This window comes from Microvirga lotononidis, assembly GCF_034627025.1.
GTDB lineage: Bacteria > Pseudomonadota > Alphaproteobacteria > Rhizobiales > Beijerinckiaceae > Microvirga > Microvirga lotononidis.
In genome coordinates this window covers 4,230,001-4,255,030 of the sequence record NZ_CP141048.1, presented here as the reverse complement: position 1 = coordinate 4,255,030, position 25,030 = coordinate 4,230,001, and the positions used below count along the sequence as shown (strand labels likewise).

22 protein-coding genes, 2 tRNA genes and 2 rRNA genes (1 of these 26 cut by a window edge) are annotated in these 25,030 nt (G+C 63.1%); 16 read left to right on the top strand and 10 right to left on the bottom strand.

Annotated features, from left to right (window positions below; translation table 11 throughout):
• Window positions 1-3 precede the first annotated feature (3 nt).
• The 7 genes from pcaC to U0023_RS20055 all read right to left on the bottom strand — a co-directional run bounded on the left by pcaC (window position 4) and on the right by U0023_RS20055 (window position 5,811).
• Window positions 4-411: a 4-carboxymuconolactone decarboxylase gene (pcaC, locus tag U0023_RS20085; protein WP_009491239.1), complete on the bottom strand. Its 408-nt coding sequence runs from the start codon at window positions 409-411 to the stop codon at window positions 4-6.
• On the bottom strand, window positions 404-1,198 hold the full coding sequence (gene pcaD / locus U0023_RS20080; protein ID WP_009491240.1) for a 3-oxoadipate enol-lactonase: 795 nt from the start codon (window positions 1,196-1,198) through the stop codon (window positions 404-406). The genes pcaC and pcaD overlap by 8 nt, the downstream gene beginning before the upstream one ends.
• An 8-nt stretch (window positions 1,199-1,206) precedes the next feature.
• Window positions 1,207-1,923 carry an ABC transporter ATP-binding protein gene (locus U0023_RS20075; RefSeq protein ID WP_009491241.1) on the bottom strand — a complete coding sequence of 239 codons (717 nt, stop codon included), beginning with the start codon at window positions 1,921-1,923 and terminating at the stop codon, window positions 1,207-1,209.
• Window positions 1,904-2,668 (bottom strand): ABC transporter ATP-binding protein, encoded by a 765-nt coding sequence (locus U0023_RS20070; RefSeq protein ID WP_009491242.1) that lies wholly within the window; start codon window positions 2,666-2,668, stop codon window positions 1,904-1,906. The genes U0023_RS20075 and U0023_RS20070 overlap by 20 nt, the downstream gene beginning before the upstream one ends.
• The gene (locus U0023_RS20065; protein WP_009491243.1) at window positions 2,665-3,633 is read right to left on the bottom strand and encodes a branched-chain amino acid ABC transporter permease; all 969 of its coding nucleotides are present in this window, start codon (window positions 3,631-3,633) and stop codon (window positions 2,665-2,667) included. The genes U0023_RS20070 and U0023_RS20065 overlap by 4 nt, the downstream gene beginning before the upstream one ends.
• A 46-nt stretch (window positions 3,634-3,679) precedes the next feature.
• Entirely contained in the window at window positions 3,680-4,543 is an 864-nt protein-coding gene (locus tag U0023_RS20060; RefSeq protein ID WP_009491244.1) for a branched-chain amino acid ABC transporter permease, read from the bottom strand.
• An 86-nt stretch (window positions 4,544-4,629) separates the two neighbouring features.
• Window positions 4,630-5,811, bottom strand: a complete 1,182-nt coding sequence (locus U0023_RS20055) for an ABC transporter substrate-binding protein (RefSeq protein ID WP_009491245.1) — start codon at window positions 5,809-5,811, stop codon at window positions 4,630-4,632.
• A 176-nt stretch (window positions 5,812-5,987) separates the two neighbouring features.
• On the opposite strand from U0023_RS20055, the gene U0023_RS20050 reads away from it, so the two are divergent.
• From U0023_RS20050 to U0023_RS19995, 12 genes are all read left to right on the top strand, one after another.
• The gene (locus U0023_RS20050) at window positions 5,988-6,767 is read left to right on the top strand and encodes an IclR family transcriptional regulator domain-containing protein (RefSeq protein ID WP_009491246.1); all 780 of its coding nucleotides are present in this window, start codon (window positions 5,988-5,990) and stop codon (window positions 6,765-6,767) included.
• Between the two features lie 81 nt (window positions 6,768-6,848).
• Window positions 6,849-8,198 carry an oxygen-independent coproporphyrinogen III oxidase gene (gene hemN / locus U0023_RS20045; protein ID WP_009491247.1) on the top strand — a complete coding sequence of 450 codons (1,350 nt, stop codon included), beginning with the start codon at window positions 6,849-6,851 and terminating at the stop codon, window positions 8,196-8,198.
• A gap of 120 nt (window positions 8,199-8,318) precedes the next feature.
• Window positions 8,319-9,983 (top strand): cytochrome-c oxidase, cbb3-type subunit I, encoded by a 1,665-nt coding sequence (gene ccoN, locus U0023_RS20040; RefSeq protein ID WP_009491248.1) that lies wholly within the window; start codon window positions 8,319-8,321, stop codon window positions 9,981-9,983.
• Window positions 9,984-9,994: 11 nt separating this feature from the next.
• On the top strand, window positions 9,995-10,729 hold the full coding sequence (gene ccoO, locus U0023_RS20035; RefSeq protein WP_009491249.1) for a cytochrome-c oxidase, cbb3-type subunit II: 735 nt from the start codon (window positions 9,995-9,997) through the stop codon (window positions 10,727-10,729).
• A 12-nt stretch (window positions 10,730-10,741) separates the two neighbouring features.
• Complete coding sequence (locus tag U0023_RS20030) at window positions 10,742-10,897, top strand: cbb3-type cytochrome c oxidase subunit 3 (protein ID WP_009491250.1); 156 nt, start codon at window positions 10,742-10,744, stop codon at window positions 10,895-10,897.
• A gap of 4 nt (window positions 10,898-10,901) precedes the next feature.
• The gene (gene ccoP, locus U0023_RS20025) at window positions 10,902-11,786 is read left to right on the top strand and encodes a cytochrome-c oxidase, cbb3-type subunit III (protein ID WP_009491251.1); all 885 of its coding nucleotides are present in this window, start codon (window positions 10,902-10,904) and stop codon (window positions 11,784-11,786) included.
• Between the two features lie 130 nt (window positions 11,787-11,916).
• Window positions 11,917-13,386 (top strand): cytochrome c oxidase accessory protein CcoG, encoded by a 1,470-nt coding sequence (gene ccoG, locus U0023_RS20020; RefSeq protein ID WP_009491252.1) that lies wholly within the window; start codon window positions 11,917-11,919, stop codon window positions 13,384-13,386.
• Window positions 13,387-13,396: 10 nt separating this feature from the next.
• Window positions 13,397-13,894, top strand: coding sequence for a FixH family protein (locus tag U0023_RS20015; RefSeq protein WP_009491253.1), 498 nt, complete (start codon window positions 13,397-13,399; stop codon window positions 13,892-13,894).
• A gap of 13 nt (window positions 13,895-13,907) precedes the next feature.
• Window positions 13,908-16,145 (top strand): heavy metal translocating P-type ATPase, encoded by a 2,238-nt coding sequence (locus tag U0023_RS20010; protein WP_009491254.1) that lies wholly within the window; start codon window positions 13,908-13,910, stop codon window positions 16,143-16,145.
• 3 nt (window positions 16,146-16,148) lie between these two features.
• A complete protein-coding gene (ccoS, locus tag U0023_RS20005) occupies window positions 16,149-16,298 on the top strand; it encodes a cbb3-type cytochrome oxidase assembly protein CcoS (RefSeq protein ID WP_009491255.1) in 150 nt (49 codons plus the stop codon).
• Window positions 16,295-17,407, top strand: coding sequence for a hypothetical protein (locus U0023_RS20000; protein ID WP_009491256.1), 1,113 nt, complete (start codon window positions 16,295-16,297; stop codon window positions 17,405-17,407). Before ccoS ends, U0023_RS20000 begins: the two co-directional genes overlap by 4 nt.
• Window positions 17,408-17,550: 143 nt before the next feature.
• The gene (locus tag U0023_RS19995) at window positions 17,551-18,237 is read left to right on the top strand and encodes a helix-turn-helix domain-containing protein (RefSeq protein WP_009491257.1); all 687 of its coding nucleotides are present in this window, start codon (window positions 17,551-17,553) and stop codon (window positions 18,235-18,237) included.
• 192 nt (window positions 18,238-18,429) lie between these two features.
• Here U0023_RS19995 and U0023_RS19990 read toward each other — a convergent pair whose 3' ends face one another.
• From U0023_RS19990 to U0023_RS19980, 3 genes are all read right to left on the bottom strand, one after another.
• Entirely contained in the window at window positions 18,430-18,798 is a 369-nt protein-coding gene (locus U0023_RS19990) for a response regulator transcription factor (RefSeq protein WP_009491258.1), read from the bottom strand.
• Window positions 18,799-19,015: 217 nt separating this feature from the next.
• The gene (gene fixJ / locus U0023_RS19985) at window positions 19,016-19,627 is read right to left on the bottom strand and encodes a response regulator FixJ (RefSeq protein ID WP_009491259.1); all 612 of its coding nucleotides are present in this window, start codon (window positions 19,625-19,627) and stop codon (window positions 19,016-19,018) included.
• Window positions 19,617-21,152 carry a PAS domain-containing sensor histidine kinase gene (locus tag U0023_RS19980; protein ID WP_009491260.1) on the bottom strand — a complete coding sequence of 512 codons (1,536 nt, stop codon included), beginning with the start codon at window positions 21,150-21,152 and terminating at the stop codon, window positions 19,617-19,619. The genes fixJ and U0023_RS19980 overlap by 11 nt, the downstream gene beginning before the upstream one ends.
• 885 nt (window positions 21,153-22,037) lie before the next feature.
• Between U0023_RS19980 and U0023_RS19975 the strand changes: the two genes are divergently transcribed.
• From U0023_RS19975 to U0023_RS19960, 4 genes are all read left to right on the top strand, one after another.
• Window positions 22,038-23,524 (top strand): 16S ribosomal RNA (locus tag U0023_RS19975).
• Window positions 23,525-23,691: 167 nt separating this feature from the next.
• A tRNA-Ile gene (locus U0023_RS19970) sits at window positions 23,692-23,768 on the top strand.
• Between the two features lie 28 nt (window positions 23,769-23,796).
• A tRNA-Ala gene (locus U0023_RS19965) sits at window positions 23,797-23,872 on the top strand.
• Between the two features lie 260 nt (window positions 23,873-24,132).
• Window positions 24,133-25,030 (top strand): 23S ribosomal RNA (locus U0023_RS19960); it runs 1,914 nt beyond the window's last position.
• The 16S and 23S rRNA genes sit together here with 2 tRNA genes alongside, the layout of an rRNA operon.

Sequence of the window (25,030 nt, the reverse complement as noted above, 5' to 3'; positions counted from 1 at the left end):
CTCTTATTTCCGAGGTTCGGGATCTGCTTCCATTTCGGCAAAAGTCTTCTTGACGATCTTGATGGCGTGATTGGCCGCCGGCACACCCGCATAGACGGCCACGTGCAGCAGCGCCTCCTTGATGTCCTCCTTGGTCGCGCCCGTGTTGCGGGTGGCGCGGACATGCATGGCGACCTCGTCGTCCTGCCCGAGCGCCGCCAGCAGCGCGATGGTCACGATGGAGCGCTCGCGCCTGGTGAAGCCTGGACGAGACCAGACCGAGCCCCAGGCGCCCTCGGTGATGAAGGTCTGGAAGTCGGCATCGAACTCCGTCATCTGGGCGCTCGCCCGGTCCACATGGGCATCGCCGAGCACTTGGCGGCGCACCGCCATGCCGGCCTTGTAGCGTTCGCTGCGTTCGTTCTCAGACAAGTCCCGCCTCCTGGAGATGCCGGTTGATGAGGGCCGACAGAACGGACGGCTTCTCGACGCAGGGGATGTGTCCCGCCCCCTCGATCAGCGCGAAACCTGCGCCGGGAATGAGATCCGCCGTGCCCTTCACCACATCCGCGGGCGTCGAGCCGTCCTGATCGCCCGCGACGCACAGCGTCGGAACCCCGATCCGGCCGGCGTCGGACCGCAGATCCGCGTCGCGGATCGCCGCGCAGGTTCCGGCATAGCCATGGGCCGGCGTGCGGACCAGCATGTTGCGCCAGCCCGCCACCTCGTCCGGATGGGTTTCGCGGAACAGCGGTGTGAACCAGCGCTGCAGGACATTGTCGGCAAGCGGCTCGATGCCGCTGTTCTCGACCCCGGCGATGCGCTCCGCCCAGAGGTCCGGCGTCCCGATTTTCGCCGCCGTGCAGCAGAGCGCGAGAGCCTGCACGCGCTTGGGAGACCGCACGGCCAGACGCTGTGCGATCATCCCCCCGACCGACAAGCCAACGAACGCTGCCTTGTCGATCTTCAGATGATCCAGGAGTGCGATCAGATCGTCCGTGTGATCATCGATCGTGTACGGTGCGGCGGGCGCGTCCGAGAGGCCGTGTCCGCGCTTGTCGTAGAGAACGACCCGGAACCGATCCGCGAAATCGGGCACAACCTCCTGCCAGATGCGAAAATCGCTTCCGAGCGAATTGATGAAGACAAGCGTCGGCCCATCGGCCCGACCGAGCACCTGATGGTGCAGAACGATTCTGTTGACCCGTGTGAATGCCATGCCCCACCTCAATGCAGCGAGCCGACGCCGATGTAGTGCTCGACCAACCCCTGGTCGGCACGCAGAGCCTCGCTCGTTCCCTGCCAGGCGATCCGCCCGCGCTCCAGGATCAGGACGGATTCCGCGAAATCGAGAGCGCTTTCCAGCCGCTGCTCCACGAGAAGGATCGTCATCGCGCCGCTGGAAGCGAGCCGCGTGAAGGCCCCCATGAGCTCCTCGCAGATGACGGGCGCCAATCCTTCGAGCGGCTCGTCGAGAAGCAGCACCGAGGGTCGACCGAGAATGGTCCGGGCGGTGGAGAGCATCTGCTGCTCGCCACCGGACAATTGCCAACCGAGGTTGGTGCGCCGCTCACGGAGGCGCGGAAACATCTCGTAGGCCTCCTGGATGACGCTGCGCGGCCGGTCCTTCACGCCGACGATCAGGTTCTCCTCGACGGTGAGCGAGCGGAAGATGTCGCGCGTCTGCGGCACGAGCCCGACGCCACGACGGGCCCGCTCGGAACTCTTGAGAGACGCGATGTCCGCACCGCCGACCAGAATCTCGCCGCCGTAGCGACGGTTCAGGCCCATGAGGCTCGACAGCAGCGTCGTCTTGCCCATTCCGTTCCGGCCGAGGATGGACAGGCGCGCGCCGGACGGCACGGAGAACGACACGTCCTCCAGGACCATCGTCGGGCCGTAGCCCGCGCTCAATCCGCGAACTTCAAGCGATGCTGCGGGCATGGGCATAGTTCCCCAGATAGGCCTCACGGACCTTCTCATTGGCGGCGACGTCGGCGGGCAGCCCCTCGAAGATGATCTCGCCCGCCGCCAGCACGACCACGCGCTTGGCGAAGCGGAAGACGAGATCCATGTCGTGCTCGATCATGAGCACGGCCAGACTCGGCGGCAGGCGCTCCAAAGCCTGTTCGATCCTCGGCGTGTCGCTCGAGGGCACGCCGGCCGCCGGCTCGTCGAGAAGCAGCACCTTCGGCCGAAGCGCCAGGGCGATGCCGATCTCGAGCAGACGCTGTTGGCCGTAGGCGATCTCGCCGACCTTCCGGCGAGCCACGTCCAGCAAACCGAGGGCGGACAGGATGCTCTCGACCTCCCCCGACACTTCCGAATTTCCTGTGAAGCGGCTCAGGATCCGAGCAGCCCTTCCCTCGCGCTGAAGCACGGTCAGCGTCACGTGCTCTTCCGGGGTTATCTGCGAGAACAATCGCGTGACCTGGAATGTCCTGATCAGCCCCTTGCGAACCCGCGGCACGGCGCCGAGGCGCGTGATGTCCTCGCCGTTGAGGACGACACGCCCAGAGCTCGGGCGGATCTGCCCGGTCACGAGATTGACGAAAGTGGTCTTGCCGGCGCCGTTCGGCCCGATGAGGGCAAGCCGCTCGCCCGCCGACATCGACAGCGAGATGTTCCGGCTGACGGCGAGGCCGCCGAAATTCTTGGTCAGGCCTTCGACGCGGAAGAGGTCGCTCATGTCCGGCCTCCCTTGACGCGCTTTCCGGCCCCGAGGAAAGTTTCGTAGAGGCCGGTCAGGCCACCGGGCGCCGCGAGTACGACGGCGATCAGCAGAGCCCCGACCATCGTCATCCAGTGGAACGGGTTGATGGCAGAGACCACGTGCTCGAACCCCATGAAGATGACGGTTCCGACGAGGGCGCCGTAAAGGGTGCCGAGCCCGCCGAGCACCAGCATGACCAGCGCGTTGGCGGACAACTCGAAGCTGACGCTGTCGAGGCCGACCACCTGGGTAGAAATCGCAGCCAATGCGCCGCCCGTCCCGGCCACCGCTCCCGAGATCACGAACATCTTCAAGAGCACCGGAAACACGTAGGATCCCATGGCGCGGATGCGGACCGGGTCCTGCTTGATGCCCCGGCACAGCATGCCGAACGGCGATGAGACGACGAACTTCAGAACGACGACCACGACCACGAGCAGGGCGAGCCCGAAAAGATAGGCGGTGCGACCCCAAAGGTCGAACTCGAATACGCCGAAGAGCGGGCTGACCATGAGCCCTGCGAGCCCGTCGCTGCCGCCTGTATAGGCGGATGCCTTGTTGGCCGCCTCGTGGAAGAGCTGGACGATGGCGATGGACAGGACGAGCTGGGCGAGCCCGTGGGCGCGCAGCATGATCGTGCCCATGAGAAGTCCTGCCGTGGCTCCCGCAACCGCCCCGATGGCGACGAGCGTCACGGGTTCGGTGACGCCGTTCACGCAGGCGATGCCGGCCGCATAGGCGCCAGCCCCGAAAAGGGATGCCTGCCCGAGGGAGGCCACGCCGCAATAGCCGGTGATGAGATCCAGCGAGAGGACGAGAAGCGCCACCGCGATGACACGGGTCAGAAGCGCGAGGTTGTCCGGGAACAGCCAGTACCCCACAACACCGGCGGCGATGATCAGGATCACACCCGCCATGTCCCGCAGCCACCGGGCCCCCATCGAAGGAGCGGCAGCGACTCTCTCTGCTTGCGTGAGGACCTGCACGTTACTGAGCCCTTCCGAAGAAGCCGCGCGGGAACACGCAGACAATGGCGACGACGGCCGCATAGAAGAAGAAGTTGCCGAACTCGGGCATCAGGTAGCGTCCCGTGGTATCGATGGCACCGAGCAGGAGACAGGCAACCACGGCGCCAGGGATCGACCCTGCCCCGCCGACGGACACGACGACGAGGAACGTCACCATGTAGCGCAGCGCGTAATAGGGCTCGATCGGCAGGAACTCGGCCCCGACCACGCCGCCGAGCGCCGCCAGACCGATGGCGATGGCGAAGCTGATCGCATAGATCACCTGCGTGCGCACGCCGAGCGCATCGGCCATGGCCGCGTTGTCGACGGTCGCCCGCAGCTTGATGCCGAAATCGGTTTTCTCGATCAGGTACCAGAGGCCGCCGGCCACGACGAGGCCGCAGGCCATGACGAACAGGCGATGCCCGGCAATGGTCCGGATCCCCACATCGACAGGCTGGCTCAGGCTGCCCGGCAAAGGGATGGTCTTGAGGGTCGGGCCGAAGAAATAGTTGGTAATGCCGATGATGCAGAACGTGATGCCGATGGTCATCAGCACCTGGGTGAGTTCGGGGCTGCCATAGATCCGGCGGTAGAGAAGACGTTCCAAGGGAATGGAGATGATGACCGTGCCTATGATCGCCAGGAAGATGGCAACCGCATAGCCCAGCCCAAGATCGCGGGCCGCGTAGGAGGCGATGTATCCGGCGATCATCGCGAAGGCGCCATGCGCCAGGTTCACCACTCGCATCAGCCCCATCGTGAGCGACAGGCCGATGCAGATGATGAACAGAGCCATGCCGTAAGCAAAGGCGTCGATCGCGATGCTGAGGATGGTCTGCATGGAGGTTCCCAGGCGCTTGGCTGTCCTGCCGATGAGAAGACGCGGCGGCGGATGGCTGCGTCTCCCGAATTGCTGATGTCAGGCCGTCACTGGGTCGCGAGGCCCGGGTCCTTCTGGTTCGGGAAGGTCTGGATTTCCTTGTTGTAGGTCTTGCCGTCCGCGCCTTTCGCGACCTCGCGGAGATAGATGTTCTCCGTAATGTGGCGGGTTTCGGCATCGATGCTGACCGGCCCACGCGGGCTCGTCCAGGACAGCCCCTTCACGGCATCCACGGCCTTCTGGGCATCCTGCTTGCCGTCCGTCGCCTCGATCATCTTGTAGATTACATGCATGCCGTCATAGGCGCCGACCGACGGGAACGAGAGCTGATCGGCGCCGCCGATGGCCTTGGTCGCCGCTTCGACGAACTTCTTGTTTTCCGGCGAGTCGTGCGACACGGCATAATGGAAAGTGGTCAGGAGACCGAGCGCGCCGTCGCCGAGAGCCGGCAGGTCGGATTCCTGCGTCAGGTCGCCGGGCGCGAAGAACTTGATCCCCGCCTGCTTCAGGCCGGTTTCATTGTAGGCCTTCACGAAGCCCAGCGTCGTCGGACCGGACGGAAGGAAGGCGAAGACCGCCTCGGCACCGGAATCCCGGATGCGCTGCATGATCGGGCTGAAATCATTGGTGTTCAGCGGCATGCGAATGGCTTCGACCACCTGCCCGCCAGCCGACTCGAAGGCCTTCTTGAACGCCGCTTCCGCGTCGACGCCCGGGCCGTAGTCGCTGACGGCGGAGATGACCTTCTTCACGCCGCGATCGACGGCGATCTTGCCGAGAGGCGATGTCGTCTGCGCCGTCGTGAAGGACGTGCGCACGACGAGCGGCGACTGCGTCATGATGGCAGAGGTCGCGGCATTGAAGATCACGAGCGGCACGTTCGCCTGCTTGAGCAGCGGCGTGATGGCCATGGCGTCCGGCGTGAAATAGACGCCGCCGAGATACTGGACCTTGTCCTTCACCACCAGTTCCTGCGCCAGGGCGCGCGACTGCGCGGGATTGGCAGTCGGAAGGTCGCGGTAAATCACCTCGATGTCGTGACCCTTCACCGACTTGCCGTTCAGGGCCATGTAGGCTTCGACACCGGCCTGAAAGTTCTTGCCCTGCAGCGCGAAAGGACCCGAGAACGGGCCGATGATCCCGACCTTGATCGTATCGGCATAGGCCGAGACCGTCCCGGCCAGCAGGGCGCCGATGGCAGCGCCGAGAACCTTCTTTGAAACTTTCATTCCGTTCCTCCCTCCGAGCTGCCTCGATCTCATTGCGCTGGATCGCGGTTTTCTCATCCTATCGTCTAGCCATTTGTGCGCATCGCGTACATTGAAAGCTATATCGCACATGTAGTACGATTTGAGAAGGTGGTGTCAAGGCTACCAAAGTTCACCATACTCTTTCGGGGACCGTGATGCAGAGCGACGAGGTCGAAGAGCAGGGCAACGATCGGGACTTCGTGGCAAGTCTCGAAAAGGGACTCCTCGTCATCGAGGCCTTCGACGCCAGCAGGCCGCGCCTGACCTTGTCCGACGTGGCGAAGCTGACAGGGATCACCCGGGCGGCCGCCCGCCGTTATCTTCTGACGCTCGCGAAGCTCAACTATGCGGATTTCGACGGGCGCTACTTTTCCTTGAGCCCGCGCATCCTCAGGCTTGGCTACGCCTATCTCTCGTCCGCCTCGCTCTCGACCCGGGTGCAGCCCTTTCTCGAGCAGATCTCGGAAGCGACGGGCGAATCGAGCTCGGCGGCGATCCTCGACGGCGACGACATCGTCTACGTTGCCCGCTCCGCGACCCGGCGGATCATGTCCATCGGCCTCGGGGTCGGAAGCCGCCTCCCCGCCTATTGCACGTCCCTGGGACGGGCGATCCTGGCCTATCAGTCGGAGGACATGATCGAGGCTTATCTCCGGCGCGTGCGCCTGGAGGCCCGGACGCCGAAGACGATCATCGACAAGACGGAGCTCCGCAACGTCCTCAAAGCAACGCGCGACCAAGGCTTTGCCATCGTCAACGAAGAACTCGAATTCGGCCTGCGCTCCATTGCCGTGCCGGTGATCCAGAAGAGCGGCCAGGTGACGATCGCCCTCAATCTCAGCGCCCAGGCCGGGCGCGTCTCGGCGGACGACATGCGGGAGCGCTTCCTGCCGTCCTTGACGGCGGCGAGCGAGTCGCTGCGGTATTTGCTCTAGGTTCGGGGGCGGCCTGCCCGCAGATGGGGCCTTTGATTCAGATCAAGGCTCCTGAACGCGCCGTGATGCAAGGCTCTCGGCATGACACCAGAGCTCATTGCCCGCTACGACCAGCGTGTCCCACGCTACACGAGCTATCCGACAGCGCCCCATTTCAAGCCGGACGTCACGGCCGGGACCTATGCGTCCTGGCTAGCCGAACTGGCGCCGGACAGGCCTCTGTCGCTTTATCTGCACGTGCCGTTCTGCGCGGAGCTATGCCTCTATTGCGGCTGCAACACCGCCGTGACCCGGAGCTACAAGGCCGTCGCCGCCTATGTGGCCTGCCTCGAACATGAGATCGATCTCGTGGCGAGCCACCTGCCCGGACGCATGGCCGTCTCCCATGTCCATTGGGGCGGCGGAACGCCGACCATTCTGTCTCCCGACGATCTTCGACGCATATCGCGTCGTCTCGCTCTAGCCTTCTCGATCAGGCCGGAGGCCGAGATCGCCGTCGAGATCGATCCAAGGACCATCACACCCGAACACGTGGAGGCCCTTGCCGCATCCGGCCTCAACCGGGCGAGCCTCGGCGTCCAGGATTTCGACCCGAAGGTCCAGGAGACCATCGGGCGGGTTCAAACCTTCGAGCAGACGGCGCGGGTCGCGTCGTGGCTCAGGGATGCGGGCGTGAATGGGCTGAACCTCGACCTGATGTACGGTCTGCCGCACCAGAGCATCGAGAGCGTGAATCACTCCGTCGACCTCGCCCTGAAGCTCGATCCGGACCGGATCGCGTTGTTCGGCTATGCCCATGTTCCATGGATGAAACGTCATCAGGCTCTCCTGCCCGAGACCTCCCTTCCCGATTCCGTCGCGCGCGTGGAGCAGCGCGAGGCCGCGACCGAGGCCTTCATCCGCGCAGGGTATGTCCAGATCGGCCTCGACCACTTCGCCAAGCCCGACGATCCCATGGCGGTTCGCCAGAAGGACGGACGCCTTCATCGCAATTTCCAGGGCTACACCACCGACGAGGCGACGGCGCTGATCGGGTTCGGCACATCCGCCATCGGATCCCTGCCCCAGGGCTACATCCAGAACGCACCGACGACGGTCGCCTACCGCGAGGCGATTCTGAAAGATCGTCTCCCCGTCGTGCGCGGCGTCACCCTCTCGCAGGACGATCGCCTGCGCCGCGCGATCATCGAGCGTCTGATGTGCGACTTCTCGGTCGACCTCGATGAGATTGCGTCATCATTCGGCGCCGGCATCGGTGGATTCGCGCCTGAAATCACGACCATCGACGCGCTGGCACGGGACGGTCTCGTCGTTCGCCACGGGCTGACGCTCACGATACCGGACGAGGGCCGTGCCCTGGTCCGGAACGTCTGCGCCGTCTTCGACCGCTATCTCGAAAGCGGCGCCGAGCGGCATTCCCGCGCCCTGTGATGCGCCGGGCCGGCCGGAGCGTTTGATCTGGGTCAATGCCCCTTCCCATCCCGGCACGTAAACGAATCTGCTGACGGCGAAGCTCACCGCATCGTCGAATTTCTCAAAAGGTTGAAGCCTATGGCTCAAGCGGCAGCACCCTCAAAGGGCATGACATTCGGCGAGATGGGCTCAGCCCTTGCCCTCGCCGGGCTGGCATTGCTCAGCATCATCATCGCGGCGAAGGCCTATACGCCCGAATACGCCTTCCACGCCTATCTCTTCGCCGCAGCCAGTGTGGCTGCCGTGTTCGCCATCGTGAACCGGTATTACGAACGCCCCGCGCAACTGCCTCCGCTGGTGATCGGCGGCAAGCCGAACTACAATATGGATCCGGTCAAGTTCGGAACCATCGCGTCCATTTTCTGGGGCATCGCCGGCTTCACCATCGGGTTGCTGATCGCCCTCCAGCTCGCCTTTCCCGCGCTCAACTTCGATACCGCATGGCTGTCCTTCGGCCGGATGCGCCCGCTGCACACGTCGGCGGTGATCTTCGCCTTCGGCGGCAACGTGCTCATCGCCAGCTCGTTCTACGTGGTGCAGCGCACCTGTCGCGCGCGGCTCGCCGGCGACATCGCTCCCTGGTTCGTGGTGCTGGGCTACAACTTCTTCATCGTCATCGCCGGCACGGGCTACCTTCTGGGCATCACTCAGGGCAAGGAATATGCCGAGCCGGAATGGTACGCGGACCTTTTCCTGACCATCGTGTGGGTGACCTATTTCCTGGTCTTCCTCGGCACCGTCATGCGCCGCAGGGAGCCGCACATCTACGTGGCGAACTGGTTCTATCTCGCCTTCATCCTCACCATCGCGGTCCTGCATCTCGGCAACAACGCGTCGATCCCCGTCTCGATCTTCTCGCCCAAGAGCTACATCGTGTGGTCGGGCGTGCAGGATGCGCTGGTACAGTGGTGGTACGGCCATAACGCGGTCGGCTTCTTCCTCACCGCGGGCTTCCTTGCCATCATGTACTACTTCATCCCGAAGCGGGCCGAGCGGCCGGTCTATTCCTACCGCCTCTCGATCATCCACTTCTGGTCGCTGATCTTCATGTACATCTGGGCGGGTCCCCACCACCTGCATTACACCGCCCTGCCCGACTGGGCGCAGACGCTCGGCATGGTGTTCTCGGTCATGCTCTGGATGCCCTCCTGGGGCGGCATGATCAACGGCCTCATGACCCTCTCGGGCGCCTGGGACAAGCTGCGCATCGATCCGGTGCTGCGTCTCATGGTCGTGTCCGTCGCATTCTATGGCATGGCGACCTTCGAAGGCCCGCTCATGTCCGTGAAGGCCGTGAACTCCCTGTCGCATTACACCGACTGGACCATCGGCCACGTCCATGCCGGCGCCCTCGGCTGGGTCGCGTATATCTCCTTCGGGGCGATCTACTGCCTCGTGCCGTGGCTGTGGAACAAGAAGTCGCTCTATTCCATGAAGGCCGTGTCCTGGCACTTCTGGATCTCCACCCTCGGCATCGTCCTGTACATCTCGTCCATGTGGGTCGCGGGCATCCTCCAGGGCCTCATGTGGCGCGCCTATACCAGCCTCGGCTTCCTCGAATACTCGTTCATCGAGACCGTCGAGGCGATGAACCCCTTCTATGTCATCCGTGCGCTCGGCGGTGCGTTCTTCGTGGCCGGAAGCCTGATCATGGCCTGGAACGTCTGGAAGACGATCACGGTGGGAGAGGCGGCCGAGGAAGCTCCTCAGGCCATGCAGCCCGCGCTCATCGCCGCGGAATAAAGGAAACGATCATGTCTTTCTGGTCCCGTCACAAGATTTTCGAGACCAACTCGATCATCCTCATCATCGGCGTGCTGATCGTCATATCCATCGGCGGCCTGGTGGAGATCGTGCCGCTCTTCTACCTGAAGAGCACCATCGAGAAGGTGGAGGGCGTCAGGCCTTACACCCCGCTCGAACTCGCCGGCCGCAACATCTACGTGCGCGAGGGCTGCTACAACTGCCACAGCCAGATGATCCGTCCCCTGCGGGACGAGGTCGAGCGCTACGGCCATTACTCGCTGGCCGCCGAGAGCATGTACGACCGGCCGTTCCAATGGGGATCCAAGCGCACGGGCCCGGATCTCGCCCGCGTCGGCAACAAGTATTCCGACGACTGGCACCGGGATCACCTGAAAGATCCCCGCGCCGTCGTGCCGGGATCGATCATGCCCGGCTATCCCTGGCTCGAGACGACCGAGCTCGACACGTCGACGATCGCGCAGGACCTGCAGGTGCAGGCGACCCTCGGCGTTCCCTATAACGAGGAGATGGTGAAGCACGCCGAGAGCGACATCCGAATCCAGGCCGCCGCCGACGATCCGAATGCTCTCGACCTCGCCAAGCGCTATCCGAACGCCCAGTCGCGATCCTTCGACGGCAACCCGCAGAAGGTCACGGAAGCCGACGCCCTGATCGCCTATCTGCAGATGCTGGGCACCCAGGTCGACTTCAAGCTCTACGACAACAAGGCCAACGTGCGCTGAGGACCGACAACAATGCCATCCGCATACAAATTCTTCGCTGAATTCGCCCAGACCTGGGGGCTTCTCTACTTCGTCGTCGTCTTCCTGGCGATGCTGATCTACGCCCTCGCCCCCTCGCGGAAGGAACGCTTCGACGCGGCCGCCCGCATGCCTCTCCAGGAGGACTGATCCCATGGCCCATGACAACCACGAACAGGTCGACGCCGTCTCGGGCGTCACCACCACAGGGCATAGCTGGGACTACATCCAGGAGCTGAACAACCCGCTTCCGCGCTGGTGGCTATGGACCTTCTACGCCTGCATCGCCTGGGCCATCGGCTATTGCATTGCCTATCCGGCATGGCCGATGGTCTCGTCCTATACAAAGGGCGTCCTCGGCTGGCAGTCGCGGGACGCGGTGGTGGCCGATCTGGAGGCTCTCAAGCAGCAGCGCTCCGGCATGACGGCGAAACTCGCCGAGAGTTCCCTGGACGGGATCCGGCAGAACCCTGAGATGTTCGCCTTTGCGCGCGCCCAGGGAAAGGCCGCCTTCGGCGACAACTGCGCCCCATGTCACGGCGCCGGTGGTGCCGGTGCCAAGGGGTATCCGAACCTCAATGACGACGATTGGCTCTGGGGTGGCTCCCTCGCTCAGATCGAGCAGACCATCCGCTACGGCGCCCGCTCCACCAGCGACCAGGGTCATTCAGGCTCCATGCCGGCATTCGGCCGCGACGGGATGCTCAAGCGGGAGGAGATCGTGCAGGCGGCGGATTACGTCCGCTCCCTTTCGGGTCTTTCCACCGACAAGGGCGCCGATCTTGCGGCCGGCGCCAAGGTCTTCGCAGATAACTGCGCCGCCTGCCACGGCGAGAAGGGCCTCGGGAACCAGGAACTCGGGGCTCCCAACCTGACGGACCAAATCTGGCTCTTCGGCTCCGACAAGGCGACCATCGTGGAGGGCCTGATGAACGGACGCGGCGGCGTCATGCCCACATGGCACGGGCGCCTGGACGACACGACCATCAAGTCGCTGACCCTCTATGTCCACTCCCTGGGCGGCGACCAGCGGCGTTGAGGAAACCGTGAATGCGTGATGAAAAGGCCGGAGGGAAACCTCCGGCCTTCGCTTGATGTGGATCAAGGCCATTTGGACGGCCCCGTCGTATCCCATCGTCATACCTGATTGAGACGAACCGACGGATTCGATGGCCGACGCCCCTCTCCCCCATGCTCTCGGAGCAACTTCCCCGACAACGGCCGAGGACGCTCCGCTTTATGCGCCCCGCAAGCAGATCCATCCTCAGGCCGTGAAGGGACGTTACCGCACGATCAAGTGGATCGTGCTCGCCGTCACTCTCGGCGTCTATTATTTTCTGCCGTTCATCCGCTGGGATCGCGGCCCCAATGCGCCCGACCAGGCCATCCTGGTCGATCTCGCCAACAGCCGCTTCTATTTCTTCTTCATCGAGATCTGGCCGCAGGAGGTCTATTACATTACCGGCCTGCTCGTGCTGGCGGCTCTCACCCTCTTCCTCATGAACGCGGTCGCTGGCCGTATCTGGTGCGGATATCTCTGCCCGCAGACGGTCTGGACCGACCTGTTCTACGCGGTCGAGCGCATCATCGAGGGGGATCGGCGCGAACGGATGCGCCATGCCAAGGAAAAGCTCACCCTACCGGTTCTCGGGCGGAAATCCCTGAAGCACTTCGTCTGGCTCATGATCGCCTGGTGGACCGGGGGCGCCTGGGTGCTCTACTTCGCCGATGCTCCGACGCTGGTCTATCAGTTGGCGACGTTCCAGGCGCCGTTCGTCGCCTATTTCTGGATCGGCATCCTCACCTTCACGACCTACACGCTCGCCGGCTTCATGCGCGAACAGGTCTGCACCTATATGTGCCCGTGGCCTCGGATTCAGGCTGCGCTGACGGACGAATTCGCGCTGAACGTCACCTATCGCTATGACCGTGGCGAGCCGCGCGGTTCGATGAAGAAGAACCAGGCTCTGAAGCTGCAGGGCTTGCCCGCGGGGGACTGCATCGATTGCGACCAATGCGTCGCCGTGTGCCCGACGGGCGTCGATATCCGCAAGGGCCTGCAGCTCGATTGCATCCAGTGCGGCCTGTGCATGGACGCCTGCGACAACGTCATGGACAAGATCGGCCGCCCCAAGGGCCTGATTGCCTACGACACCGACATGAACGTCCAGGCCCGGATCGAAGTCCGGCCCGAGATGCGCCGCATCGTGCGGCCGCGCACCCTCTTCTATGCCGGCCTCATCGTCCTCGTCGGTTCGATCATGATCGCCTCGCTCGCCATGCGCCAGAGCCTTTACCTGAGCGTCATGCATGACCGGAATCCGCTCTTCGTGCGTCTCTCGGACGGTTCTATCCGCAACGGGTTCACCATCCGTATCGCCAACAAGAACCTGGACGAGCGCCGTTACGCGCTTTCCGTGGAAGGATTGCGCGGGGCCAAAGTCGACATGGTCGGCGGCGAAGTCGACCAGCAGTGCCGCCCCATCGTGTCCGTCGGGCCTGATCAGACCCTCGAAGCCCGCGTGCTGGTAACGGAGACGGCGTCCCCGATCGAAGAATCGGCGGTTCTTCGCTTCGTTCTGACCGATCTCGCCACCGGCAATACCGTCAGCACGAGCGATCACTTCAAAGCTCCCTAAGGATCGATTCATGTCCACCACAGCAATTCCTGGACGCTCGCCCCGCCCCCTCACCGGACGCATGGTCCTCCTCTACTTCGTGACGTTCTTCGGCGTGATCTTCGCCGTGAACTTCTACATGGTGCGGGTCGCCATATCGAGTTTCAGCGGTGTCGAGACGGAGAGTGTCTACAAGGCGGGACTTTCGTTCAAGAACGATGTCGAGGCGGCCCATACCCAGGACGCGCTTCGCTGGAAGATCGAGGCGGACCTGCATCACGGAGCGGCTCCGGAGATCGTCGTCGCGGCGCGCGACGCCCAGGGACAGGCTCTCGCAGGCCTCCTGCCCGAGATCCGTCTCGCCCATCCGACGGACAAGCGTCGCGATGTTCCTCTGGAATTCGTCGAGCAGTCACCCGGTCGCTTCAGGAGCGTCACGCCAATGCCGGAAGGCCAGTGGGATCTCGTCATCGGGCTGAAGCGCAACGAGGAAACCGTCTTCCGCTCCAAGAGCCGCATCGTGCTCTGAGGATCCGCTCAGCATGTCAGAAACCCTTGACCTCTCCATCTATGTGACGCGGCCGGGCGACGGAACGGCTCACCTCGACCTCGCCGTCGAGGGCATCGATTGCGCCGCCTGCATCGAGGACATCGAGGGCGGATTGTGCCGCCTGCCCGGAATCGTCGACGCAAGGTTGAACTACACGAACCATCGCCTGGCCGTCGAATGGCGGGACGGCGCATTTTCGCCCTCGCAGGTGGTCGAGGAGCTGGGGCGGCTCGGCTACCGGGCCCATCCCTTCCGCGCCAGGCTGGTGGAGGAAGAGGAGGCGCGTCGTGCCCAATGGCTTCTGAGATGCCTCGCGGTGGCGGGCTTCGCCTCCATGAACATCATGCTGCTGGCGGTCTCGGTCTGGTCCGGCAATGTCACGGACATCACGCCCGAGACCCGCGACTTCTTCCATTGGCTCGCGGCGCTCATCGCCCTCCCGGCAGTCGCCTATGCGGGCCGGCCCTTCTTCCAGAGCGCCATGAGCGCGCTACGCAACCGCCGCACCAACATGGACGTGCCCATCGTCATCGGCATCCTGCTGGCGCTGAGCGTGTCGGTGTTCGAGACGATCAGTTCCGCCGAGCACACCTATTTCGACTCGGTCGTGATGCTGCTCTTCTTCCTCCTCTGCGGCCGCTACCTCGATCAGGCCATGCGCCGGAAGACCCGCGCCGTTGCGAGCAATCTGGCCTCGCTCCGCGCCGAGGTGGTGCACAGGATCGAGGACAACGGCGAGATCGTCCTGTTGCCGACCGCTGCGGTGAAGACCGGCGACCGGGTGCTTGTCCGCCCGGGAGAGCGCATCGCGGTCGATGGAATCGTGCTGTCCGGATCGTCGGACGTGGACGAGAGCCTCGTCACCGGCGAGACGGCTCACCGCTCTGTCAGCGCCAATTCTCAGATCTATGCCGGAAGCATGAACCACAGCGGCACTCTGACCCTCCGAGTCACCGCAGCCGGCAAGGGTACCCTGCTCGACGAGGTCGAGCGGCTCCTGGAGAACGCGGCCGCGGCGAAATCCCGCTATGTCCAACTGGCCGACCGGGTGGCGCGGATCTACGCGCCGGTCGTGCACACGGCCGCCGCCGTCACCGCCCTGACCTGGATCGCGACCGGCGCCTCCGTTCATGATGCACTCCTCACCGCCATAGCAGTGCTCATCATCACTTGCCCCTGCGCGTTGGCCCTCGCAGTGCCGGTCGTGCAGGTGGTCGCGTCCGGCGCACTCTTCCGGGCGGGCGTGTTCCTCAATGCGGGCGATGCCTTCGAGCGGCTGGCCAAGGTGGACACCATCGTGTTCGACAAGACCGGGACGCTGACCCTGCCGACCATGAGCGTCACCAACGCCGGCGATGTTGAGCCTGCGCTGCTCGCGGCCGCAAGCCGGCTTGCGCTGTCGAGCCATCATCCGCTCGCCGCCGCTGTCGCGCGGATGGCTCAGGATCGCCGTCCTTACCACGATGTGGCTGAGGAGCCGGGCCAAGGCGTCCGTGCCGTCGTGAACGGCATGGAGATGCGCCTCGGGAGCGCGGCCTTCTGTGGCGCTGAGGATACGGCGGAAAAAGCCGCTTCAACCGATCCGAATGCCTCCGTGATCGCCTTCTCCTGGGGCGAAGAGCGGGCTGCCCTTCTGGTGCGCCAAGCCCTGCGCCCCGATGCGGCCGCCATCGTTCGGAACCTGCGCGGGCGCGGCTTCGACTGCCGCATTCTCTCCGGTGACAGGCCTGAGGCTGTGGCTCCCATCGCCGCGGCGCTCGGCATCGCGACATGGCGCGGCGGCTGCAAGCCTACCGACAAGATCCGCGCGCTCGATGCTCTCAAGTCCGAAGGCCGCAAGGTCCTGATGGTCGGCGACGGGCTGAACGACGCACCCGCGCTCGCGGCCGCGCATGTATCGCTCTCTCCTATCAGCGCCGCCGACCTCACCCAGGCCCATGCCGATGCCGTCTTCCTGGGCGACCGGTTGCAGCCCGTTCAGGACACGATCGACATTGCGCGCCGGGCCCACCGCCTTATGCGGCAGAACCTGGGGATCGCGCTCGTCTACAACCTGATCGCCGTCCCCCTCGCCTTCCTGGGTTTCGTCACGCCTCTCGTCGCGGCCCTCGCCATGTCGGGCTCTTCCACCCTGGTGACCCTCAACGCTCTCCGGGCCCGCGGGCGCGCATCGGAGCCCCAGCCCGAGGCGGCGCAATCCGCCATCGTTCCCGTCACGCAAGGAGCCTGAAAGATGGACGTTCTGATCTATCTCGTTCCGATGGCTCTCATGCTCGGCCTGTCCGGTCTCGCGGCCTTCCTGTGGTCGTTGAAGAACGGCCAGTATGACGACGTGCAGGGAGCGGCCGTGCGCGTCCTGTCCGACGACGACTTGCGGACATGACGTCCTCGGCCGAAATCCCCAGGGCAGGTCAGCTCGAGTGCATTTGCGAGCCGGGTGCGCTCGGCGACCCCGTCGCGGGTAGTCGCGGCGCGGTGCTGCTTGCCGCCAGCTTCGCCCTCTCGGTGCTGGCCCAGGTCCTGACCCTCAGCATTCTGCCGCTCGCGGGATTGGCCCTCGCGCCGAGCCGTGGCCTCGCCACGCTCCCCTATACGTCCTTCTACATCGGGGCGGCCCTTGCAAGCCTGCCCGCCTCGCTCCTCCTCGACTCGTTCGGCCGCCGCGCGGCCTTTTCCCTCGGTGCGAGCCTCGGAGCCGCCGGTGGTCTCGTGCTCGTCTGGGCGCTCGTGTCGATGCACTTCAACGCTTTGGTACTTGGGGCATTCTGGCTCGGGATCGCCGGCGGCTTCAGCCTGTTCTACCGCCACGCGGCCGTTCCGGTCGGCGACAAGGGAACCGGTGCCGTCCTGATCGTTTTCGGCGCCGCCACCCTGGCAAGTCTCGCGGCCCCTACGATCTCCAGCCTCGCCGAAACGCTCGCGTCGCCCCGGGTCTTTGCAGGCACCGCCGCGGCTGCCGCCCTCGCCCATGTGGCGTCGCTCGTCGCGACCGCCTCGCTGCCCTATCGGCGCTCCCGTGAACCGGACGCGAAAGCAACAGGTCTGCATGGATGGCGCTCCATCCTCGCCCCGACCGCGCTCGGAACCCTGGGATGGCTCGCCATGACGGCCCTGATGGGCGCAACCCCGATGGCCGTCATCGGCTGCGCGCCGTCGGAAGCCGTCGTGGGCGCCATCTCATGGCATATCATGGCCATGTATGCCCCGTCGCTTCTGCTCGCGTTCTTCCCGCGCCTGGCGCTTCCCGCTCCCCTGACCGTGTCGGGATGTATCCTGCTGGCGGCCGGAGCGGCGGCTTTCATGGTCTCCGGGAGCGTTGGCGGCTTCTCGGCCGCGGCGGCCCTGGTGGGCTCGGGTTGGTCGCTGACCATGCTTGGAACGACGCTCTGGATCCACCGAAGCCCGGTCTCGCGATGGCTCCTGGGCCTCCATGACTCGACCCTTCTGACGGGAGCGATCTTGGGCACCTTCGCGGCAGGACTTTTCGGTTAGTTTTTCCCGGCCCGGAAAGCTCTCCAATCTCGTCCGGGAGGACCTAAGGAAAACCCCTTAGGTATCAGACCTGAATTTTAGCCCAGCCCCTGCAGCTGTACCCATGAACTGCAACGTCAATACCAAAGGTTCACGAGGGTTCGATGCACACTGCGCTCCTCACCCAAGCCACCTCTTCGGCCCTCTTTCCATCGGACCTGAATGTACCCCCACTCCGCAAGTTTGCGGATGCGGCAACTCCGACGATAGGCTCCGTGCAATCCTTCGCCAAGGATGAGGAGATCTTTGCCGAGGGCGACAGGGCGGCTTTCATCTACAAGGTTCTCTCGGGCGTGGTGCGCACCTCCAAGCTTCTGAGCGATGGACGCCGCCAGATCGACGCCTTTCATCTGGCAGGCGACATTTTCGGCATCGAAGCCGGCGACGAGTATCGGTTCTGCGCCGAATCCGTCGGCGATTGCGTCGTCGGAGCCTATCGCCGCAGCCATCTTGCCTCCCTCACCGGCAAGGACGCCCAGCTCGCCCAGGACATGACGATGGGCATGATGCGGTCCCTGGTGCGGGCCCAGAACCACATGCTTCTCCTGGGCCGCAAGTCGGCCGTGGAGAAGATCGCGTCCTTTCTTCTCGACATGGCCGAGCGGAACGAGGACGATCGCGCCCTGGACCTCCCCATGTCGCGGACGGATATCGCAGATCATCTCGGGCTGACGATCGAGACGGTTTCCCGCTCCTTCACGCAGCTCGAACGGCAGGGCATCATCGCACTCCCCTCCGCCCGCCATGTCCTGCTGACGAACCGGGCGGCTCTGGAGCGCCTGAACGCTTAGAGCCTTTTTCGGCGACGTGGATCCGGTTCGCCGTCAAAAAATGCGGCAAAGCAAAGAACGAAGCCGCATCCGGCACCCTAGAAGCATCGTCAGCCCTGCCGTGACCGACGGCGGGGCTGATCGTTTTCCGGAAGAGATCGGTAGGAGGTCGGCGCGCAGATGCGCGTATCCCGAGATCGTTTCCGGACGGCCTCAGGCCAGGGCCGCATGGATGCTGTCGAGCAGCTCGCTGTCGTGCAGGGGTTTCTCGAGAACGTTCCGGAATCCCGACTGTTCCGCGCGAGCATAGAGTTCGCCGCTGATGCGGGACGCGATGAGGATCGCCCGGCAATCGCTCCGACTTTGCCGCAGCCTGTTCACCAGCTCGATCCCTGTCATGCCCGGCATGTTGTAGTCGATGACGAAGCAACCATTCTGCGGGAGATCGTGCTCGGACAGGAGCTCGGCCCCGTCCTTGAACACGCGCACGGTCAGGCCCTCGAGCTCCAGGGCAAACTTCAACGAATTCCTGACCGCTTCGTCATCGTCCACCACGATGACCGGTCCCAGGGGCTGAGACATCCGAAAGCCTGCATCATCCTTAGTTCCGGCTGAAAGAAAGTCTGCCGGCCAGTCTTGCGGATTATGCACGATGACGCCTTCTTCCCTATTCAGGAATAGTCCTTAGAACATCGGACGTGAAAAGTGGGTCTGCACGTCCGTGCTTCATGCGACGCTCCCTTTCGATGAACCCGTCGTTGAACGCGGACCCTTCATGTCCTCACGATGGGTCAAGGAGCTACCTGGTCGCGATCATGAGGGCGAGACGGACGAGTTCCGACAGGCTTTTGGCGTGCATCTTGGCCATGACGTTCGCCCGGTAGATCTCCACGGTCCGCGGGCTGATCCCAAGGTCGTAGGCAATCACCTTGTTGGCCTTGCCGGCCACGAGCCCGTCGAGGACCTGTCTCTCCCGTTGCGACAGGGCATCGAACCGGCCCTGGATTTCGGCGACCTGCTGCCCGTGATGGCTGTTCCGCTCCTGGCGGGCCAAGGCGGATCGGACCGCCGCGATGAACACCTCGTCCCCGAACGGCTTCTCGAGGAAATCGACCGCCCCTTCCTTCATGGCCTCCACCGCCATCGGAACATCCGCGTGGCCGGTCATGACGATCACCGGGAGCATGATGCTGCGCGCCTTCAGCCGACGGATCAGCTCGATGCCGTCGATGCCGGGCATGCGCACGTCCGTGACGATGCAGCCCTCCTCTTGGCCCAGTGCGCCGTCGAGAAAGGCCGAGGCGGATTCGTGCAGGCGGACCGGCAATCCTTCGGAGGCGAGCAGAAACGCCAGCGATTTGCGGACCGCCACGTCATCGTCAACCACATGCACGGCAGCGTCACTCTGCATGAGCCATCTCCTCCCGTCCGACTGTCCTCAATGTGAAGCGAAATGCGGTTCCCTCGCCCTGCTTGGAATCCGCCCAGATCTTCCCGCCATGAGCCTCCACGATCGTACGGCAGATCGACAGGCCGACGCCCATGCCGTGTTTCTTCGTGGTCACGAAGGGCTGGAAGAGCTGGGCTGCTACTTCGGGAGCAAGGCCGGGGCCGGTATCCTGCACGGTCAGTTCCACATGGCCGTCGTCCAGGCTGCGGGTCGCGACCTTCAGCTCCCGGCGCTCCGTCTCCTGCATGGCCTCGATCGCGTTGCGGATCAGGTTCAGCAGCACCTGTTGGATCTGGATGCGGTCGGCAAGCACGAAGGGTGCATTCGGATCGAAGTCGAAGTCGACCCGGACGCCCTGCTCCTTCGCGCCGACGAGGGAAAGTGCGCTCGCCTCCTCGATCAGCTTGGGCAGATTTTCGATATGGCGCTCGCTCTCGCCACGAGCGACGAACTCGCGCAGGTGCCGGATCACCTGCCCGGCCCGCAGCGCCTGCTCTCCCGCCTCGTTGACCGCATCCCTCAGCATGGGGACCGTCTCCCCTTCCATGCGCTCCAGAATCCTCCGGCATCCTTTGAGGTAGTTGGTGATGGCCGTCAGCGGCTGGTTGATCTCGTGAGCGAGCGTCGAGGCCATCTCGCCCAGGGCTGTAAAGCGCGACATGTGAACGAGTTCGGCCTGAAGCTCCTGGAGGCGGGTTTCCGTCCTCTGTCGCTCGGTCAGATCGCGGATGAAGCCGGTGAAGTAGCGGATGCCGCCGGAATGCATCTCGCCGACGGCGAGTTCCATCGGAAAGGTCGAACCGTCTTTGCGCCGACCGACGACCACGCGCCCGACGCCGATGATCCGCCTTTCCCCCGTCGTGCGATAGCGCAGCATGTAGTTGTCATGCTGTTCCCGGTACGGAGGCGGCATGAGGATCTTGACGTTCTCCCCGATTATCTCGTTCGGCTCGAAGCCGAAGAGCCGTACGGCTGCCGCGCTGAAGGACTGGATCCGCGCATCCTCGTCGATGACCACCATCGCATCCGGAACGGTTTCCAGGATGGAGCGAAGGTGAGCCTCTCGCGTTCTCAAGGCCTCTTCGGCCATGACCCATTCGGTGACGTCCCGCGTGACCATCGCGATTCCGCCTTGGCCGCCATCCTGGCTGTCGATCAGCGTTGTTGTGACCTGCGCCATGAAGGTGGAGCCGCTCTTGCGGACTCGAAGGCCCTGCGTCTGGTGGCGCCCTCTCTCATGGGTGGATTGAATGTCGCGGCGAAAAACATCCGCGCCCTGCTCCGGCATGTAAAGAAACGAAGCGGAGCGTCCGATCACCTCGTCGGCGCTCCATCCGTGGATCTGCTCTGCACCACGGCTCCAGCTGGTGATCGTGCCGTCCGCATCCAATACAACGAACGCGGTATCGGTCACGCTGTCGATGAGACGCTCGGCATAGGTATAATGGACGACGGTCTGACCACTTGCGGAACCTGACTGCGACACGAAGACCTCTCTGCAATGGGCGGAACATAGCAATCGCGAGCATCAATCCACCAGTGGTTAAACAGCACAATACACCACGACGCAAAATCGATTGTCGTCGCCGTATTGTTGGCGCACTTGAAAAACGCGCGCGCGGAACGATATTACTCTGAACCTCCCGAAAAGCCGCATCAAGCGAACGCAGGCGCAGATTTCATCCGCCGCCCGTCACATCCCTCTTGCCAAACGGTGTGGAGGGTTTATAGGAGCGCCTCCCTGGCGGGGCGTGTTCGCGAGAGCGTGGCCTTGGCGGGGGTGATTTCCACCAGGATGGCGGCTGCTGCGGATCCGGGCCCTTTGTCGGGGCCGGGGCGGCGGGCTGCCGGGTGGGGCGGAGCGGGCGCGGCCCGGTCCGGGTCACGAGCGTCGGCGGTTCGAGGGATCGGGCCGGCCGGGCGGCTCCTCTGACGCCGATCTTATCCAGCAACGGCTGGGATGTGTTGCAGCATTCCGGTGCGGCGGCGCAGAAACGACAGCGTTTCTGCGGGGGCTGTTGCTTGGCCTTTACTTCGGTAGGGCCATGGAAGATCTCTGCCGATCGCGACGAAAGCTTGCAAAAACTTTCAGGAAGGCGGTTGACAGGGCGGCGGCCAGGGACTAGATCAGCGTCATCGGCGGCGCGGTTCGAACGAACCCTTCGCCAGGCCCTTTCGGGGTTCTGTTCTTTGACATTGTTGAGAGGGAAGAGAAGCGTAGGCGGCGGTGTCCTTGCGCCGGACCTTTTGGGGTTCGGGTGGATAGACATCGACCAGTTCTATGCTTTGGTGAGTACACCGCTTCAGGGCGACCTGGAGTGAGATGGACTCTGTCAATTTGCGTAGTGACTATAGTCGAGATCAAATTCTTCAACTTGAGAGTTTGATCCTGGCTCAGAACGAACGCTGGCGGCAGGCTTAACACATGCAAGTCGAACGGGCCCTTCGGGGTCAGTGGCAGACGGGTGAGTAACGCGTGGGAACGTGCCCTTCAGTTTGGAATAACCCAGGGAAACTTGGGCTAATACCGGATACGCCCGCAAGGGGAAAGATTTATCGCTGAAGGATCGGCCCGCGTCTGATTAGCTGGTTGGTGAGGTAATGGCTCACCAAGGCGACGATCAGTAGCTGGTCTGAGAGGATGATCAGCCACATTGGGACTGAGACACGGCCCAAACTCCTACGGGAGGCAGCAGTGGGGAATATTGGACAATGGGCGCAAGCCTGATCCAGCCATGCCGCGTGAGTGATGACGGCCTTAGGGTTGTAAAGCTCTTTCGCACGCGACGATAATGACGGTAGCGTGAGAAGAAGCCCCGGCTAACTTCGTGCCAGCAGCCGCGGTAATACGAAGGGGGCTAGCGTTGTTCGGAATCACTGGGCGTAAAGGGCGCGTAGGCGGCTTTGTAAGTCGGGGGTGAAAGCCTGTGGCTCAACCACAGAATTGCCTTCGATACTGCATGGCTTGAGACCGGAAGAGGTTAGTGGAACTGCGAGTGTAGAGGTGAAATTCGTAGATATTCGCAAGAACACCAGTGGCGAAGGCGGCTGACTGGTCCGGATCTGACGCTGAGGCGCGAAAGCGTGGGGAGCAAACAGGATTAGATACCCTGGTAGTCCACGCCGTAAACGATGAATGCCAGCCGTTGGCGAGCTTGCTCGTCAGTGGCGCAGCTAACGCTTTAAGCATTCCGCCTGGGGAGTACGGTCGCAAGATTAAAACTCAAAGGAATTGACGGGGGCCCGCACAAGCGGTGGAGCATGTGGTTTAATTCGAAGCAACGCGCAGAACCTTACCAGCCTTTGACATGTCCCGTATGAGGAGTGGAGACACGCCTCTTCAGTTCGGCTGGCGGGAACACAGGTGCTGCATGGCTGTCGTCAGCTCGTGTCGTGAGATGTTGGGTTAAGTCCCGCAACGAGCGCAACCCTCGCCCCTAGTTGCCATCATTGAGTTGGGCACTCTAGGGGGACTGCCGGTGATAAGCCGCGAGGAAGGTGGGGATGACGTCAAGTCCTCATGGCCCTTACGGGCTGGGCTACACACGTGCTACAATGGCGGTGACAAAGGGCAGCGAACCCGCGAGGGGGAGCTAATCCTCAAAAGCCGTCTCAGTTCGGATTGCACTCTGCAACTCGAGTGCATGAAGGCGGAATCGCTAGTAATCGTGGATCAGAACGCCACGGTGAATACGTTCCCGGGCCTTGTACACACCGCCCGTCACACCATGGGAGTTGGTCTTACCCGACGGCGCTGCGCCAACCGCAAGGAGGCAGGCGACCACGGTAGGGTCAGCGACTGGGGTGAAGTCGTAACAAGGTAGCCGTAGGGGAACCTGCGGCTGGATCACCTCCTTTCTAAGGATGTTCTCTTACGAGGTGGCGTCATGCCGCTTCTATCGGAACACTTGGAACACTAGGGTCAGTCAGACCCTGCTATGCGGGACGCTGCCGTCTTCGCTTCTCTTCTCAATCCGGATACATCGACCGGGGCGTTGGCGCTGCTTCAGCGCGCGCTTTGGTTGGGGCCTGTAGCTCAGGTGGTTAGAGCGCACCCCTGATAAGGGTGAGGTCGGACGTTCGAGTCGTCCCAGGCCCACCATTGTCGTGTCGCCTCGTGACGAGGCTCAGGGGCCTTAGCTCAGCTGGGAGAGCGGTAGCTTTGCAAGCTTCAGGTCGTCGGTTCGATCCCGACAGGCTCCACCACGATGCTTCGTGGCCATGATCCGGAGGTCAAAGGAATTCGCCTCCCCTTATCTTGAGGGTGAGCGCGGATGTTTGAAATCGTAAAGAGGCAGCATCTTCGGCCAGCAGGACGACCTAGTTCCTGCGAACCAGCCCCGGCCCGCAGCCGGGAGCGCCGGAGATGCTTGGCAAGCAAAACATGTTTTTGGCGCAAGCCAAGAACAGGTCTTTCTTTTGGATTCGTGTCCGGCTTTTGCCGGGCGGACATGGATCATGAGAGTAATCAAGTGTCGTAAGAGCATCTGGTGGATGCCTTGGCGCTGAGAGGCGATGAAGGACGTGGTACGCTGCGATAAGCCTTGGGGAGCTGCGAACGAGCTTTGATCCAAGGATCTCCGAATGGGGAAACCCCCCTTCGACCCTTTGTATTGTCAGGTCAGGAGCGATCCTGGTCTGGCACTACGGAGGGTCCGATGAAGGGATTAGATCCTGAATACATAGGGGTTTAAGGCGAACCCGGGGAACTGAAACATCTAAGTACCCGGAGGAAAGGACATCAAACGAGACTCCGTTAGTAGTGGCGAGCGAACGCGGACCAGGCCAATGCCGACCTGATCTTCACCGGAACTGTTTGGAAAAGCAGGCTCAAGCGGGTGACAGCCCCGTACGGATAAGGGAGAGGGTCGGATTTGAGTAGGGCGGGACACGTGAAATCCTGTCTGAACATGGGGGGACCACCCTCCAAGCCTAAGTACTCCTCAGCGACCGATAGTGAACCAGTACCGTGAGGGAAAGGTGAAAAGCACCCCGACGAGGGGAGTGAAACAGTTCCTGAAACCGGATGCTTACAAACAGTCGGAGCCCAAGGTTCGTCCTGGGTGACGGCGTACCTTTTGTATAATGGGTCAGCGACTTAAAGTAACGAGCAAGCTTAAGCCGATAGGTGGAGGCGCAGCGAAAGCGAGTCTGAACAGGGCGTTTTGAGTTCGTTGCTTTAGACCCGAAACCGGGTGATCTAGCCATGAGCAGGTTGAAGGTGCGGTAACACGCACTGGAGGACCGAACCGGTGCCTGTTGAAAAAGTCTCGGATGACTTGTGGCTAGGGGTGAAAGGCCAATCAAACTCGGAAATAGCTGGTTCTCCGCGAAAGCTATTTAGGTAGCGCCTCGTATGAATCC